Below are 14,461 nucleotides of genomic sequence, written 5' to 3' on the forward strand. Positions count from 1 at the left end.
GCCATGCACCTGCTCAGGACCCAGCCCGGCGGTTTCGTGTCGGATGACAACATTGCCGACCTTGGACAAACCCCCGCCGAGCTGGTGATCCTGTGCAGCGGCGATTCCAGCCTGGCGCTGCTCGCCGAAGCCGCGCAGCAATTGCCGGACGACTACCCGAGCCTGCGTCTGGCCAACCCGATGCAGGTACAGAACCACGCCTCGGTCGACCTGTACGTCGACGAAGTCTTGCGTCACGCCAAAGTCATTCTGATCTCGCTGCACGGCGGGATCGGTTATTGGCGTTACGGCATCGAGCGTCTGGTGCAGCTGGCCGAGAAGGGCGTGCAACTGATTCTGGTGCCCGGCGACGATCGTCCCGACCCGGAACTGAGCGACCTGAGCACGGTGGTCGCCGAAGACCGCGATCGGCTTTGGCACTTCCTGCGTCAAGGTGGTTTGGGCAACGCGCTGGAGCTGTATCGCTGCCTGGCCAGTCGCTGGCTGGATCGCGATTACCCATGGGCCGAACCACAAATCCTGCCGCGTACGGCGATTTACCATCCGCGCAAAAGCAGCGCCACGCTCAGCGATTGGCGAGCCGACTGGCACGCCGATCAGCCCGTGGCGGCGGTGTTGTTCTATCGCTCGCACCTGCAGGCGGCGAACACCGGTTTCATCGATGTTTTCTGCCAGCGCTTGCAGGCGGCGGGGCTTAACCCGTTGCCGATTGCGCTGGCCAGTTTGAAAGAGCCTGGCTGCCTGGCGGTGGTCGAGGACTGGCTGGACGAGGTCGAGGCTGGGGTGATTCTGAACACCACCGGTTTTGCCCAGTCCAGCCCTGAAGCGCCGCATCTGCGGCCTTTCCGGCGTAATATCCCGGTGATACAGGCGATCTGCGCCCAGGACAACGAGCCGAGTTGGCGCGCCAGCGAGCAGGGCCTCGGGCCGCGAGACCTGGCCATGCATATCGCTTTGCCGGAGCTGGACGGGCGCATCATCAGTCGGCCCATCAGCTTCAAGGACCTGGCCTGGCGCAGCGAGCGCAGTCAGTCCGATGTGGTCTGCTACCGACCTGCGCCTGCGCGTATGGATTTTGTCGCCGAACTGGCGCGGCGCTGGATTGATCTGGCGCGGGTACCGAACGGCGAAAAGCGTATCGCGCTGATTCTTGCCAACTACCCGACCCGCGATGGTCGGATCGGCAACGGCGTGGGCCTCGACACCCCGGCCGCTGCGCTGAATATTCTGCGGGCGCTGCACGCTGAGGGCTATCCGCTGCCGGCGCAACTGCCTGAAAGTGGCACAGCGCTGATTCAGCAATTGCTCGGCGGGGTCAGCAATGATCTGGAGAGCATCGACCAGCGGCCATGCCAGCAAAGCCTGGCACTGGACGACTATTTTTCGATGTTCAACGCCTTGCCCGAAGCCAATCGCAACGCGGTGCTTGAGCGCTGGGGCGCGCCTGAAAGCGATCCGATGTTCCGCGGCGGGCGGATGATGATCGCAGGTCTGCGTTTTGGCCTGACTTTCGTTGGCATTCAACCGGCGCGGGGCTATCAGGTCGACCCGAGCGCGGTCTATCACGACCCCGACCTGGTGCCGCCTCATGGCTATCTGGCGTTCTATTTCTGGTTGCGACAAACCTACGGCGTCCACGGGGTAATTCACGTCGGCAAGCACGGCAACCTCGAGTGGTTGCCGGGCAAGGGCGTTGGTCTTTCGGAAAACTGCTGGCCGGATGCGCTGCTGGGGCCATTGCCGAACATCTATCCGTTTATCGTCAATGACCCGGGTGAGGGCGCCCAGGCCAAGCGTCGCACCCAGGCGGTAATCATCGATCACCTGATGCCGCCGTTGACCCGCGCTGAAACCTACGGCCCGCTGCGCGATCTCGAGTTGCTGGCCGACGAGTATTACGAAGCGCAGTTGCTTGATCCACGCCGAGCCCGGGAGTTGCAGCGCGACATTCTGAAACTGGTGCGCGAAACCCGGATCGACCGCGAACTGCAACTGGACGAAAAGCTCGACAGCGACGCTGACGCGGCGATCTGGCTGCCGCGTCTGGACACCTATTTGTGCGACTTGAAGGAGTCGCAGATCCGCGATGGCTTGCATGTGTTCGGCGAGTCGCCAACCGGCCGCTTGCGCATCGATACCCTGTTGGCGTTACTGCGTATTCCCCGTGGCGATGGACGCGGTGCGCAGTCGAGTTTGTTGCGAGCCTTGGCCAAGGCCTTCGAACTGGGTTTCGATCCGCTGGACTGTGTGTTGGCTGATCCCTGGACCGGACCGCGACCGGTTGAACTGCAAACGCTGAGCAATGAGCTTTGGCGCACCACCGGCGATAGCCGTGAGCGCCTCGAGCTGTTTGCCGCGCAGTTGATCGAGCGGGTGTTAAGCGCTGATGTCGACACGTTGAACGAACCGGGCTGGGCCGAGGTGAAGGCAATCATCGATAGCCTGCGCGAAGTCGTTGCGCCGCGTCTGGACGCCTGTGGCCCGGCAGAAATGCGCGGTCTGCTGGATGCCCTGAGCGGACGTTTCGTTCCGGCGGGCCCCAGCGGTGCGCCGAGCCGCGGGCGGCTGGATGTATTGCCCACCGGGCGTAACTTTTTCTCGGTGGACGTGCGTAACCTGCCGACCACCACTGCCTGGCGTATCGGCTTTCAGTCGGCGAACCTGATTCTTGAGCGGCATTTGCAGGATCACGGCGACCACCTGCGTCAGCTTGGGCTTTCGGTCTGGGGCACGGCGACCATGCGTACCGGCGGTGACGATATCGCCCAGGCCATGGCGTTGATGGGTGTGCGTCCGGTGTGGGCCACGGGCAGTCAGCGGGTCGACGATTTCGAAATCCTGCCTCTGAGCCTGCTGGACCGGCCGCGGGTTGATGTCACCTTGCGGGTTTCCGGGTTCTTCCGCGACGCCTTCGCCAACCTGATCCGTTTGTTCGATGCGGCGGTGCAGGCCGTTGCCGCGCTGGAGGAGCCGGATGACATGAATCCGCTGGCGGCCAAGGTCCGCAGTGATCGTGAAGCACTGTTGCAGTCCGGGCTGGATGAGGACGCCGCAACGCGTCAGGCCGGCTGGCGAATATTCGGCGCCAAACCCGGCGCCTATGGCGCGGGCGTACAGGGCGCCATCGACGGTCGCTTGTGGCAAAGCCGCGAAGACCTGGCTGAGGTCTATCTGAATTGGGGCGGCTACGCCTATGGCGGTTCCGATGAAGGCACCGCGGCGCGCGAGCAATTCGCTCAGCGTTTGAGTCAGGTTCAGGCAGTGCTGCAAAACCAGGACAACCGCGAGCATGACTTGCTCGATTCCAATGACTATTACCAATTTCAGGGCGGCATGCTCGCCGCCGTGGAAAGCCTCGGCGGTGAGCCGGTCGCAAGCTACCATGGCGACCACAGCCAGCCCGATCTGCCGAAGATCCGCACCTTGAAGGAAGAGCTGAACCGGGTGATCCGTTCCCGGGCGGCGAACCCGAAGTGGATCGAAGGGGTCAAGCGTCACGGCTATAAAGGGGCTTTCGAACTGGCGGCGACCGTGGATAATCTGTTCGCGTTCGACGCCACCACGCAGTTGATCGACGATCATCAGTACGCCTTGCTGGCCGATGCCTATTTGCTCGATCCCGCGACCCGTGATTTTGTCCGGCAGCACAACCCGCATGCCCTGCGCGACATGACCGAACGCATGCTCGAAGCCCAGCAGCGCGGAATGTGGAGCGACCCGGGTGAGTATCGTGAGGCGCTGGAGAACTTGCTGCTGGATATAGAAGAAGACACCTGACCTGGAGTGAGCACCGATTGTTCCCACGCTCTGCGTGGGAATGCAGCCCGTGACGCTCTGCGTCACATCAAGCGCCGAACGCGGAGCGTCCGTTGAGGCATTCCCACGCAGAGCGTGGGAACGATCACAACAAAAGAACCCGACCCAATTGAGACCCCAACATGAGTGACACCCCACATTTTCCACTCTGCGCCGTGGTCGGTGCTGATGCCTTGAAGCTGGCACTGTGCTTGACGGCTATCGATCCGAAGATTGGCGGCGTGCTGATCGAAGGCCCGCGTGGCATGGCCAAGTCGACCCTGGCCCGTGGTCTGGCGGACCTGTTGGCCAGCGGGCAATTTGTCACCTTGCCGTTGGGTGCCACTGAAGAACGCCTGGTGGGTACGCTGGATCTGGACGCGGCCCTTGGCGAAGGCCGGGCGCAGTTTTCTCCCGGCGTGCTGGCCAAGGCCGACGGCGGGGTGTTGTATGTCGATGAAGTGAATCTGTTGCCCGACCATCTGGTGGACTTGCTGCTGGACGTGGCCGCCAGCGGCATCAACCTGATTGAGCGTGACGGGATTTCCCATCGGCATTCGGCGCGGTTCGTGCTGATCGGCACCATGAACCCGGAAGAAGGCGAATTGCGCCCGCAGTTGCTCGACCGTTTTGGCTTGAACGTCGCCTTGAGCGGGCAGACGGCGCCGACTGAACGTGGCCAGATCATCCGTCGTCGGCTGGACTTCGACAGCGATCCGCAGGCGTTTTGTGCGCAGTGGGAAAGCCAGCAACATGCGCTGCGCGAACGCTGCCAGCAGGCGCGCTCGGCCTTGGCCAGCATTCCCCTCGATGATCAGGCCTTGGCACACATTACCGAGCGCTGCTTTGCCGCTGGTGTCGATGGGCTGCGTGCCGATCTGGTCTGGCTGCGCGCGGCTCGCGCCCATGCCGCTTGGCGAGGCGTGCAGGCGATTACCGAAGAAGATATCGACGCGGTGGCCGAGTTTGCCTTGCGCCATCGTCGCCGCGAGCATTCGCCGCCTGCGCCAAGCCAGGCCAACGCGCCACAGTCTCAATCTGCACAGAATCCCAACCCGACCGAAGGCCAGGGCCAATGGGGCGAAATGCCTGCACCTGCGTTGCCGGTCGGCGCTCGACGAGAAGTCCCGAGCTGGCCAAAAAAGCCCTAGGCATTCGCCCTCGATCTGATGCGGGGGCGGATGCCAGGCCCCGTGCGGGACGGCTGGACAATGGCAGGCAGGGCAAGAGTCGTGCGGCGCGCAACGGTTCAATCAATTGGCCCGGCACCTTGCTCAATGGCCGTCCGAACCAGCGTGAGGATTTGCTTTACCGTCTGCGCAGCCGTTCGCCCCATGAGCTGTGGCTGGTGATCGTCGACGCCTCGGCCTCGACTCGCCGTCATCAGGCCCTGAGCGACGCCAAAGGATTGTTGGCGCAGCTGTTCGATGACGCCTACCGGCACCGGGCGCGCCTGGCGTTGCTGACTGCCAGTGGCCACTCGCCGAAATGGCAGGTGCAAGGCCTGAAAGCTTCGAGCGGTCTGCGAGGCTGGCTTGATGCGTTGGGGGCGGGTGGTGGCACGCCGTTGCTGGCGGCTCTGGAGCAAGCGAGCGAGTGGCTGGCACTCCGGCAAAAGCGCTTTGCGGCGGAGCAGCAGCGGCTGTTGCTGTTGACTGACGGCCGCTTGAAGAACTGGCCGGCGCTGCCGATGCTCAATTGTTCAGGATTGTTGGTGGACATCGAGAGAGGTCCGATTCGGCTTGGGCGGGCCAGGGAGCTGGCGACGCAGTTGCAGGCGGATTATCGGCATATTGATGATTTGCTGCCGGGTTGAAATCTCCATGCCCTGAAACACAAAAGCCCCGTCACAAGGACGGGGCTTTTGCTTAAAGCGGCAAACTAAATCAGAACACCACGCCCTGGCTGCGCAGGTAGTCGTCGTAGGTGCCGCTGAAGTCGATCACACCGCTCGGGCTCAGCTCGATGATGCGGGTCGCCAGGGACGATACGAACTCACGGTCGTGGCTGACGAAGATCAGCGTGCCCGGGTAGTTTTCCAGCGCCAGGTTCAGCGCTTCGATGGATTCCATGTCCAGGTGGTTGGTCGGTTCGTCCATCACCAGTACGTTCGGCTTTTGCAGGATCAGCTTGCCGAACAGCATGCGGCCTTGCTCACCACCGGAAATCACCTTGACCGACTTGAGGATCTCGTCGTTGGAAAACAGCATGCGGCCCAGGGTGCCACGTACCAGCTGCTCGCCACCTTGAGTCCAGCGACCCATCCAGTCGAACAGGCTGGATTCGTCTTCGAAGTCCGAAGCGTGGTCCTGTGCGTAGTAGCCGATTTCCGCGGCGTCGGTCCATTTCACGCTACCGGCATCCGGGCTCAGGTCGTTGACCAGGGTACGCAGCAGGGTGGTTTTACCGATCCCGTTCGGGCCGATGATCGCCACGCGCTCGCCGGCCTCAACGGTGAAGCTGAAGTCCTTGAACAGTGTCTTGCCATCAAAGCCTTTGGCCATACGCTCGACGATGACCGCCTGGCGATGGAGCTTCTTGGTCTGCTCGAAACGAATGAACGGGCTGACCCGGCTCGACGGCTTGACTTCGGCCAGCTGGATCTTGTCGATCTGCTTGGCGCGGGAAGTGGCCTGCTTGGCTTTCGAGGCGTTGGCCGAGAAGCGGCTGACGAACGATTGCAGTTCCGAGATCTGCGCCTTCTTCTTGGCGTTGTCCGAGAGCAGTTGCTCGCGGGACTGGGTGGCCACGGTCATGTACTCGTCATAGTTGCCCGGGAACAGGCGCAGCTCGCCGTAATCCAGGTCGGCCATGTGGGTGCAGACACTGTTAAGGAAGTGTCTATCGTGGGAAATGATGATCATGAGGCTGTTACGCTGGGTCAGAACGTTTTCCAGCCAGCGGATGGTGTTGATGTCCAGGTGGTTGGTCGGTTCGTCGAGCAACAGCACTTCAGGGTCGGAGAACAACGCCTGAGCCAGCAACACCCGCAGTTTCCAGCCCGGCGATACTTCGCTCATCGGGCCATTGTGCTGCTCGATGCCAATGCCCAGGCCCAACAGCAGCTCACCGGCACGGGATTCAGCGGTGTAGCCGTCCATCTCGGCGAACTCGGTTTCCAGCTCGGCCACGGCCATGCCGTCTTCTTCGGTCATTTCCGGCAGCGAGTAGATGCGATCGCGCTCGGCCTTGACCTTCCACAACTCTTCGTGACCCATGATCACGGTGTCGATCACGGTAAATTCTTCGTAGGCGAACTGGTCCTGGCGCAGCTTACCCAGACGTACGTTCGGCTCCAGCATCACCTGGCCACCGGAAGACTCCAGGTCGCCACCGAGGATTTTCATGAAGGTCGATTTGCCGCAACCGTTGGCGCCGATCAGGCCGTAACGGTTACCGGCGCCAAATTTGACCGAAACGTTCTCGAATAACGGCTTGGCGCCGAACTGCATCGTGATGTTAGCTGTGGAGATCAATTACCTTACCTATCAGTGGTTTAGAGCTGGCTTATGTCTGCTGAAACCGATTTGTACCCATCTGGAGTCTTCCCAGTCCGGTTCAGTCATAGCTTGATTTGAGCCAGCAGGCATACGTCAACAGCAACATTTGGACGCGGTGGCCAGGTTGCTGAGCAATAAATGCGGGGTTCATGTTGGAATTTGGGGCGCATTGTCGCATATGTGTGAGGGCAGTTGTACGGCGGCCGTTGACGGATTTTCAACACCTCCAGCGCCGGCTCCTGTCGTTTATGCAGGTCTGAGGTCTATTTCACGTGCTCGCTATTCCTGGACGGAGGGAACACGTAAGCAAATTCCTGGATCTTTCCAACCCCTTTTTCCGACGCCCGGCGTACTGTGCAGTGGTCAACTAATACCAGACACCTCGATAAGTGATTTCGTTGCCATCGAGCGTTCGACGCTCAGCGGCTAGGTGATTTGGTTTTCTGTGGGCATGGGGATACCTCATTGGCAGAGCCTACGACGGTGGTCGCGTTCCTGTTATAGGTCGCTCGGCAGCTATACGCTGGCAAGATTCGAGTTTTTGGGCTATTTGTTGAAGATTCGGCATGCCGCCGAACCAAGGAGGCCGCGGATGAAAAGCAAGCCTACGATCAAGGAAATTGCTGAAGCCACTGGGCTTACAGAGAATGAAGTAGGAGCCTACTTTGCCGACTCGGAGCTAAGGCCTGATGGTACGTGGCTCATCTACTTTGACCCCGGTATATTTGATGACCCTCTCATTTCAGAACGCCTGCGCGATGACCTGAAAGGATTCTTTACTTACAAGATGCCATTTAAGGCTGTTTAAAAATAGGTGAGGGTGGGTTAGGCGGCTTCCGGCGCCACCTTCAGCTCTACGGTGACTGTAGTGTTCTGGCTTGTCGTCCCTGAAAGCTCAGCCATTCTCGCCTCCGACACCTTGTCCGCTTCGAGGGCAACGGCCTGTTTCTGCTCACTCGCCATAATCCACCTCGGTTTCTTGTTTAACTCTGAACATGATCTATCTCGATGCCGCGCGCTGCTGCTTCGGGGGGGCTGTGGGTATGGGGATACTTCGCTGATTGGCGTGACTGTTGGAAGTGGGCTATTAGTTGATCACTTGCACCCGACCGGAGACCGAAATGGGCTTAGCATCCGAAAGGCCGTATCCCGTGAATTACGTTCATCCGAATGGGGGGAAAGCAACGATCGACTTCATTTGGGGGGGGCAAACAGTTCGACGCCGAGGGTCATTATCATCTGGCTCAATGAATGCGCAAGCTACGTGAGGGTTGGCTTAGAGTCAGGCGCCTGGAGTACATTTGGTGATGCTCGACAGTGCGGTATTGAGTTGGCATCCAGATTACTTGGCCGTGAGAACTGACAGGCCCTTAGGAGTGGCTCATGTTGTGCTTGAACTGCTCGGAAGATGCGCGAAGGATTGAATCCGGAATGGATGGCGTTGAACTGATCTGCCCAGAGTGCGGGCATTTTGGCGTATCTGGCATCGTAATGAAGGAGAGAAGCGAGCGAAAATTTGATGTTGAGCAAACTAAGCTCTGGCTTCATCGCGAGCGTGAGATCAACCCTGACCGGTGTCCTGTTATAAATAGCTCGAACGTTATCTGGGCGTCAGAGCCCTAACCATTTCCGCTTATTGAGGCGTTTTTCACTTCGATTTGGCGCAGTGCCTGCTGCACCGCGGCGATGATCCGGTACAGATACTGATAACGTGGGTTAGGGCCCGGTCAGCGGCGTACCACCACTCTTCACCGAAGATCGAGGACATCAAGCTGTCTGGGCAGCCTGCGAGACTCCCGACATTGCTCAAAACATCTGCAGTTCCCGGGCTTCGTCCTTGTCCAGGTTGTCGTAATCGAGGCTCCGGCCACGCCGGCGTTCAATGACGATCTTGCGAACCATCTTTTGCAGTGCCTGACCGCTGAACTGCGTTGCGTGCAGCTCGGTGCCTCGCACCAGGCAACCAGCCAGATACTGCTCATCGCAGCCGCAGAAAAACTCGGCGACAGTGCGAGACCCCATGCCTCCCCAGTAGGCCAACCATGACTCGCCGTAACGTTCGAGGGGGATCTTGCCTTGGCGAGTCACGTACTCCGAATTGTCCGGCTGCGGGATTGATCGAGAGCCCAGGTCCTCGGCGGACACCGTCACTGGGTCGAGCCGCTTTGCGCCGGAGATGACCAGCTTCGTTACCCGCAGCGCCATATCGGCCGAACGCAACGCAGTTTGCTGATTATCTGTTACGACGCGGGTTGTTTGCGGTTCGGGCGTAAAATAGCAGGGCTACCTCACTAAAAGGAGCCGCAAATGAACGCCGACCAAATGAACAAACGGACGGCTGGGGAAAGAGTCGTTTGGGATCAGTATTTTTGTGCTGCGTTGATTGCGGAAAGCAATCTGACGGCACCGGTTGTAGGAGGGTCTAATCACGATGACAGGCAGAACCTGTTAGTTGAAAGGGCCAACGCTCTCGCCGACAAGATGATGGAAAGCAGAAAATAACCGGAGCCCAGCCATCGCGCTGGGCTTTTCACATCTGGAGCCACCATGGCCTTCTACGACGAAATGGCCGTGATGGCTCTGGAGATGATCGCAGAGTTCGGCCAGCCCCTTCTGCTGCGAAACACGAACCCCGCCGGTGCGCCGCTGATATTCGAAATTCAAGGGAGGCGCTGATGAGCGTTCCGACAATCACTGCTCTGCCTGCGCCGCCCGCCCGAACTGAAGCGCCGAGGGACACCCGCGCGGCGATGTTCGATGACGACGATAATCCTACGCACGATCCGAGCAAGGATCAGTGCAAGGGCGGCCTGAAGTCCTGCAAGTTGCGTTTTGGTCAGAACAACGAACTCAACCACGGCGGTTTCCCGACCGTTTCCCTGATTGCCCGGAGCTGACTCATGCGCAAGCACATCCTGAGCGCAATAAAGACGCATGCGGCCACCGAGTACCCGAAGGAGTGCTGCGGCCTTTTGCTGGCGATCGGCCGAAAGCAGCAGTACTTTCCTTGTCGGAACATCGCAACCAAGCCGAGCAAAGAGTTCCAGCTTGAGCCTGAGGACTATGCCGCGGCGGAGGATCTAGGCGAGGTGATCGGCATCGTTCATTCGCATCCGGACGCCACCAGCCGACCGTCATCGCACGACCTGGCCATGTGCGAGGCCACAGCCTTGCCCTGGCATATCTTGAGCTGGCCCGAGGCGGATCTGCGCAGCATCACCCCGACCGGCAACATGCCGCTGTTGAAGCGTCCGTTTGTGCACGGTACGTGGGACTGCTGGCAGGTTTGCGCAGACTGGTACAAGCGTGAATGGGGCCTTGAATTTGAAGCCTTTCAGCACACTGATGGCTGGTGGGAGAGTGCCGAAAACACCCGCTTACACGAGGCCGGTTATGAAGCCGCCGGCTTCTACCGCGTCGACCAGCCACAGCGCGGCGACATGATCGTTATGGCGGTCGGCCGAACGGCTCACCCCAACCATGCAGGGATCTACCTTGGCACCGATCCAGCGCTGCCCGGCGAAGAGTCGGAGGTGTTCGGCCCAGGTCCTTTCCTGCTGCATCACCTGTACGGGCGGCCATCTGAAGTGATCGTCTTCGGCGGGCCTTGGCATGATCGGACGCGCCTGATTCTCAGGCACAAAGATGCGCAACCAACCACATGATGCGGCATCCTGAGTCCTGTCCGCGCCGAAATTGGCGCAATCCCAGTCCTTGGGCTTGCAGGCAAAGGACTGGGGTTATGCGCGAGCCACTTCGTGCCCAGGGACGAGGCGAACCTCTACGCTGGCCAAGTGCTCGTGGAATCACTGTCCTAGTGGCCGTGGAATGAGTGTCCAAGTCAGCGTGGAATCGCTGTCCAAGTGCGCGTGGAATCCGCAGCTTGGCAGTAGCCATGTCAGACGCTGGTGTTTTTTGGCTTTTCTTGATGAAACCGTGGAGCAGAACCATGTCTGAGCCCACTACGGTGAACAGAGCGCGTGCGATGGTATCTCCGAGATCGATTCTGATCTCCCAGAGTCCCGTGTTCAGCTTGTGTACCACGGGCATTACGTCCTAACTGATCCCGTGCGAATCAGTCAGGAGATGGTTGGAATCTTGTCGATAAAGGCTATTCGCTCACTATTGTAGAAAATTTCAACCGTTGTGTAGGGAGTCGAGTTTGGAGCCATTACTCTGGAGAATCTGCCTTGTGCGCAGCTAGTTTGTTGAATCCAGTTCCCTGGCCGCTGGACCAGGTGCAGATCCAGCATGAGTGCTTGCGGGACGGTACCTTGAGGGGATCGCATGGTGAGGTAGGCCTCGACCCCCGGATTGGCAACCTCAACATCTCCCACAACATGAAAGTCGTCCGGTTTCGGCGGCATCGTGTTCAGCCATGCATGCCAGTTTTTTGAGTTAAAAGTCATTTTTCTATTCCTCGAGAAATGAGGCTCGAAGCTTGAAATACTGCCGCTCCGTATGGCGCTTCGTATGCCATCGAACTCGAGGCGTAACGCCCAATAGAAAGAAATGGATACATGGCACTCCGTATATATTTGGGGTGCATTGAAATGCGACCAGAGATCCCATGTTTAAAGGTGTAGACGAGGAATGGGCTACAGCTCCTGGGCCTGGACGAACGGTTGTCACTGGTCGTTAACCAGTCTGTCGCCTTGCTCAGAGCCGAAAGCTCAGTCTAGTGCTGCAATGCTTTTCACTTAAGCCGATTCTTCAGTCCGGTGACATGTGTGGCGAGGGAGTGGCCGCCGCGTCTTCGACGCTTTTTTATCTTAAGTGAACGGCATTGCGCAGATGGCGGGCTTTGTGCGTTGCACGAGAATATGGCAAAGCTCGCACGACGGTAAGGGCTGGGTTTACTGATCTTGTTTGGTGGTCGAAGTAGCAGCTTTACTCAGGCCTTTTGAACTGTGATCTTCTGGCATGGTAGTTGAGATCGCAGTGGCCTTTGTCAGTCCATGTGTAGTTTTGGAGTGTGCAATCCCGGAGGTAGCCAAACCATGGCCTTTGCTGTCATGGCGAGCACTCCCGTAGTGATGGCCATTGACTCCGTGGTCCCTGACCGCTCGCCCGTCATGATCGCTTTCTTTGCCTTCGCTACGGCCATTGCTGTCAGCGTCGGCAGAATGACCTACTCCCTGTCCACCGCCGTTACCGCCACCACCGCTTTTTGCATAAGCAGAGGACATCGGGAGTAAAGGCGCTGCAGCCAGCATCATCACGCATGTCATAACAGCTACGAGTTTAGTCTTCTTTAAAAGCATGATTGCTTCCATCGTTCAGGGTAGGTTTACATGAACTAGGACGTACTTCATTGTTTATAGTTATCAGGCCTCCGATGAAAGGCGCTACGGCATGGATTCACGCAGAGGATCATGGATATGACTACCCGTTCAGTTGTGGCTTTTTTAACAAGTATCGCGCTTTTGTGTGGCTCAACTGCTCTGTACGCAGATCCTGGCAATGGGAAGGGGAACCCGCACGGCGATCACGGGAACAAAGGCAACAAATTCCAGAACTACGAACAAGGGGGCGGATACAGCGGCCCACAGGTCGACGTGGGCGGCGTTCGAGTGATTATCGGTGACAGTCGTGACTATTGGTCGCCTGGTCCAGCGCTACCGCCAGGCATTCAAAAGAAGCTTGCTCGAGGAAAGCCGCTACCACCGGGAATCGCCAGGAAACTGGACGGCCGGATACAGGGCAGGCTGCCGCATTACGATGGTTACGAATGGCAGCAAGTCGGTACGGACCTGATTTTGGTGACCATCGCGACCGGACTAATTTACGAGGTCCTGCATAACGTATTGGACTGAATTTCCGGCGGCGAGGCGCCAGAACGAAAAAGCCCGGCATCGGGCCGGGCTCTTTGTAGATGGGCCAAATCCTTTTGGCTGACCGCATTGTGCTTGGTGGATGTGACGAAGGCATGACAGGTCAGATCCGAAAAGCCCGGCGCTGGGCCGGGATGCGGTGAGAGACAGTTGCGCAATGCGCTCCGTAATTGCCTCAGGAGGTCGCTTGATAGGGCTCAACCTTCAAGATGCTCAGGTTTTGTAGCGTCCCTTTAATCGTGCAAGAGCGTAGATCCGTATTCGTTGTAGCTATTACCCAGCGAGGCGCCACCACCGATATTTAGCTGGGTGTTACTGCCTCCGAGCTTGCAAGCATCTGAAAAGCAAGAGCGTGGTGTCGTTCCTGAGCATGCACTCAAAAGCAATGTTGCGGCCATCAAGAAAACTTTGACGCAGCTTAACTTCATTTTCAGCATCTCCTGACCAGCGCTTTGGCGCGTGTGCCCCTTCAAACAATCCTACGCCGTCACACGGTGTGAAACACATGAAATATGTGTGCCATGCATCGGAATATCGAGCCGCCTACAGTTACGCAACTCCAGCGGGCTTGTGGTCAGCTTGCTTGGATCCCATGAAGGATGCCTGAATAGCCTGCCGTGATCAATCAGCACTAAAGAGCCTTCGGCGCTTCCAGGCAGGTTGCCCAAGTGACAATCACTGTTCTCCGTCCACTCATCAGTCGCTACCAAGCACTGTAAACATCTGCCGATCCTTGATCTTTGATTGTGTAAGTCGGAATGGAAGCCCTTATATACCTACAAATCCCCGCTGCGCCACCTACTCAGGCTTGGCGCGGCTGATAGCTCCCGCCTTCACCTCATCAGCGTAAGCAGTCAGCCGATTAGCTCGCTCATGCAGCTTTTCGATCGTCTCCATTGCCTCCAGAAGCTCTGTATCCCCCCGTTGTTTTGCCAACCTGAACATTTCCAGGGCGGCTTCTTCGAGGGCGAACGCGGCGGCTTTCAAGTCGCGGTGCAACTCTTGGTTGGGTTTGTTGAGTGACATGGTGACCTCCTGCAAATCCCGTCGCGCCAGATGGCTAGAGTTTCTGCAGCGCCCTGACGACAACGCCGACGATCCGGCAATTTTCCGCACACATCTCAATAGGGTAGACGTGATTGAGCGGCTTCAAGCAGCGCCGACCGCCGTCATCAACCAGTTTCTTGAACGTGGCCTGGTCGCTGTCAGCCAGTTTCGCGACCACGGGCTTCCCGGATTGTGCGTCAGCTTCGGTGTCTAGTGGCCTGTGTGGCTAGTTCGTTAGCTCAAATTCGGATGCCGGCGGCCCAGAGCCAAGGCGCTGTGACGAGT

Annotated in this window: 13 protein-coding genes and 4 pseudogenes; 10 read left to right on the forward strand and 7 right to left on the reverse strand. The window is 58.6% G+C overall.

Annotated features, from left to right (window positions below):
• Nucleotides 1-3 precede the first annotated feature (3 nt).
• From cobN to AC07O1_RS28340, 3 genes are all read left to right on the forward strand, one after another.
• Nucleotides 4-3,777 carry a cobaltochelatase subunit CobN gene (cobN, locus tag AC07O1_RS28330; protein ID WP_495090928.1) on the forward strand — a complete coding sequence of 1,258 codons (3,774 nt, stop codon included), beginning with the start codon at nucleotides 4-6 and terminating at the stop codon, nucleotides 3,775-3,777.
• 161 nt (nucleotides 3,778-3,938) lie between these two features.
• Complete coding sequence (locus tag AC07O1_RS28335; protein ID WP_495090929.1) at nucleotides 3,939-4,946, forward strand: magnesium chelatase ATPase subunit I; 1,008 nt, start codon at nucleotides 3,939-3,941, stop codon at nucleotides 4,944-4,946.
• Nucleotides 4,871-5,611 (forward strand): vWA domain-containing protein, encoded by a 741-nt coding sequence (locus tag AC07O1_RS28340; RefSeq protein WP_495090930.1) that lies wholly within the window; start codon nucleotides 4,871-4,873, stop codon nucleotides 5,609-5,611. The genes AC07O1_RS28335 and AC07O1_RS28340 overlap by 76 nt, the downstream gene beginning before the upstream one ends.
• A gap of 70 nt (nucleotides 5,612-5,681) precedes the next feature.
• On the opposite strand, the gene AC07O1_RS28345 is transcribed toward AC07O1_RS28340, so the two are convergent.
• On the reverse strand, nucleotides 5,682-7,271 hold the full coding sequence (locus AC07O1_RS28345; RefSeq protein WP_494993278.1) for an ABC-F family ATPase: 1,590 nt from the start codon (nucleotides 7,269-7,271) through the stop codon (nucleotides 5,682-5,684).
• A gap of 616 nt (nucleotides 7,272-7,887) precedes the next feature.
• Here AC07O1_RS28345 and AC07O1_RS28350 point away from each other — a divergent pair.
• Nucleotides 7,888-8,103 carry a hypothetical protein gene (locus AC07O1_RS28350; protein WP_494993276.1) on the forward strand — a complete coding sequence of 72 codons (216 nt, stop codon included), beginning with the start codon at nucleotides 7,888-7,890 and terminating at the stop codon, nucleotides 8,101-8,103.
• Nucleotides 8,104-9,101: 998 nt separating this feature from the next.
• Here the strand turns inward: AC07O1_RS28350 and AC07O1_RS28355 are convergent.
• Nucleotides 9,102-9,500 (reverse strand): phiTE_072 family protein, encoded by a 399-nt coding sequence (locus AC07O1_RS28355; protein ID WP_495090935.1) that lies wholly within the window; start codon nucleotides 9,498-9,500, stop codon nucleotides 9,102-9,104.
• Here AC07O1_RS28355 and AC07O1_RS28360 point away from each other — a divergent pair.
• From AC07O1_RS28360 to AC07O1_RS28380, 5 genes and pseudogenes are all read left to right on the forward strand, one after another.
• Nucleotides 9,485-9,568 (forward strand): annotated as a pseudogene (locus AC07O1_RS28360) (DnaT-like ssDNA-binding protein); the annotation flags it as partial. The gene AC07O1_RS28355 and the pseudogene AC07O1_RS28360 overlap by 16 nt on opposite strands.
• A gap of 34 nt (nucleotides 9,569-9,602) precedes the next feature.
• Entirely contained in the window at nucleotides 9,603-9,797 is a 195-nt protein-coding gene (locus AC07O1_RS28365; RefSeq protein ID WP_494993275.1) for a hypothetical protein, read from the forward strand.
• Between the two features lie 45 nt (nucleotides 9,798-9,842).
• Entirely contained in the window at nucleotides 9,843-9,971 is a 129-nt protein-coding gene (locus tag AC07O1_RS28370) for a hypothetical protein (RefSeq protein WP_494993374.1), read from the forward strand.
• Between the two features lie 62 nt (nucleotides 9,972-10,033).
• Nucleotides 10,034-10,192, forward strand: a pseudogene (locus AC07O1_RS28375) (phage minor tail protein L); the annotation flags it as partial.
• A gap of 3 nt (nucleotides 10,193-10,195) precedes the next feature.
• On the forward strand, nucleotides 10,196-10,960 hold the full coding sequence (locus AC07O1_RS28380) for a C40 family peptidase (protein ID WP_495090931.1): 765 nt from the start codon (nucleotides 10,196-10,198) through the stop codon (nucleotides 10,958-10,960).
• Nucleotides 10,961-11,171: 211 nt separating this feature from the next.
• Here the strand turns inward: AC07O1_RS28380 and AC07O1_RS28385 are convergent.
• The 3 genes and pseudogenes from AC07O1_RS28385 to AC07O1_RS28395 all read right to left on the reverse strand — a co-directional run.
• A pseudogene (locus AC07O1_RS28385) lies at nucleotides 11,172-11,345 on the reverse strand (type II toxin-antitoxin system RelE/ParE family toxin); the annotation flags it as partial.
• A gap of 29 nt (nucleotides 11,346-11,374) precedes the next feature.
• Nucleotides 11,375-11,704: a hypothetical protein gene (locus tag AC07O1_RS28390; RefSeq protein WP_495090932.1), complete on the reverse strand. Its 330-nt coding sequence runs from the start codon at nucleotides 11,702-11,704 to the stop codon at nucleotides 11,375-11,377.
• A gap of 447 nt (nucleotides 11,705-12,151) precedes the next feature.
• Nucleotides 12,152-12,559 carry a hypothetical protein gene (locus AC07O1_RS28395; protein WP_495090933.1) on the reverse strand — a complete coding sequence of 136 codons (408 nt, stop codon included), beginning with the start codon at nucleotides 12,557-12,559 and terminating at the stop codon, nucleotides 12,152-12,154.
• Nucleotides 12,560-12,676: 117 nt separating this feature from the next.
• Here AC07O1_RS28395 and AC07O1_RS28400 point away from each other — a divergent pair, with 117 nt between their 5' ends.
• The gene (locus AC07O1_RS28400) at nucleotides 12,677-13,111 is read left to right on the forward strand and encodes an anti-virulence regulator CigR family protein (RefSeq protein ID WP_494993271.1); all 435 of its coding nucleotides are present in this window, start codon (nucleotides 12,677-12,679) and stop codon (nucleotides 13,109-13,111) included.
• 816 nt (nucleotides 13,112-13,927) lie between these two features.
• Here AC07O1_RS28400 and AC07O1_RS28405 read toward each other — a convergent pair.
• Both AC07O1_RS28405 and AC07O1_RS28410 read right to left on the reverse strand, forming a co-directional pair.
• Nucleotides 13,928-14,155: a hypothetical protein gene (locus AC07O1_RS28405; protein ID WP_494993270.1), complete on the reverse strand. Its 228-nt coding sequence runs from the start codon at nucleotides 14,153-14,155 to the stop codon at nucleotides 13,928-13,930.
• A 34-nt stretch (nucleotides 14,156-14,189) separates the two neighbouring features.
• A pseudogene (locus AC07O1_RS28410) lies at nucleotides 14,190-14,390 on the reverse strand (LexA family protein); the annotation flags it as partial.
• Nucleotides 14,391-14,461 lie beyond the last annotated feature (71 nt).

The sequence above is a fragment of the Pseudomonas sp. GW821-FHT07G10 genome (assembly GCF_059418545.1).

What these genes read in the sequence shown, in the direction of transcription:
- cobN (WP_495090928.1), top strand. Translation starts at nt 4, where the DNA reads ATGCACCTGCTCAGGACCCAGCCCGGCGGTTTCGTGTCGGATGACAAC.
- AC07O1_RS28335 (WP_495090929.1), top strand. Translation starts at nt 3,939, where the DNA reads ATGAGTGACACCCCACATTTTCCACTCTGCGCCGTGGTCGGTGCTGAT.
- AC07O1_RS28340 (WP_495090930.1), top strand. Translation starts at nt 4,871, where the DNA reads ATGGGGCGAAATGCCTGCACCTGCGTTGCCGGTCGGCGCTCGACGAGA.
- AC07O1_RS28350 (WP_494993276.1), top strand. Translation starts at nt 7,888, where the DNA reads ATGAAAAGCAAGCCTACGATCAAGGAAATTGCTGAAGCCACTGGGCTT.
- AC07O1_RS28355 (WP_495090935.1), bottom strand. Translation starts at nt 9,500, where the DNA reads ATGGCGCTGCGGGTAACGAAGCTGGTCATCTCCGGCGCAAAGCGGCTC.
- AC07O1_RS28365 (WP_494993275.1), top strand. Translation starts at nt 9,603, where the DNA reads ATGAACGCCGACCAAATGAACAAACGGACGGCTGGGGAAAGAGTCGTT.
- AC07O1_RS28370 (WP_494993374.1), top strand. Translation starts at nt 9,843, where the DNA reads ATGGCCTTCTACGACGAAATGGCCGTGATGGCTCTGGAGATGATCGCA.
- AC07O1_RS28380 (WP_495090931.1), top strand. Translation starts at nt 10,196, where the DNA reads ATGCGCAAGCACATCCTGAGCGCAATAAAGACGCATGCGGCCACCGAG.
- AC07O1_RS28390 (WP_495090932.1), bottom strand. Translation starts at nt 11,704, where the DNA reads ATGACTTTTAACTCAAAAAACTGGCATGCATGGCTGAACACGATGCCG.
- AC07O1_RS28395 (WP_495090933.1), bottom strand. Translation starts at nt 12,559, where the DNA reads ATGCTTTTAAAGAAGACTAAACTCGTAGCTGTTATGACATGCGTGATG.
- AC07O1_RS28400 (WP_494993271.1), top strand. Translation starts at nt 12,677, where the DNA reads ATGACTACCCGTTCAGTTGTGGCTTTTTTAACAAGTATCGCGCTTTTG.
- AC07O1_RS28405 (WP_494993270.1), bottom strand. Translation starts at nt 14,155, where the DNA reads ATGTCACTCAACAAACCCAACCAAGAGTTGCACCGCGACTTGAAAGCC.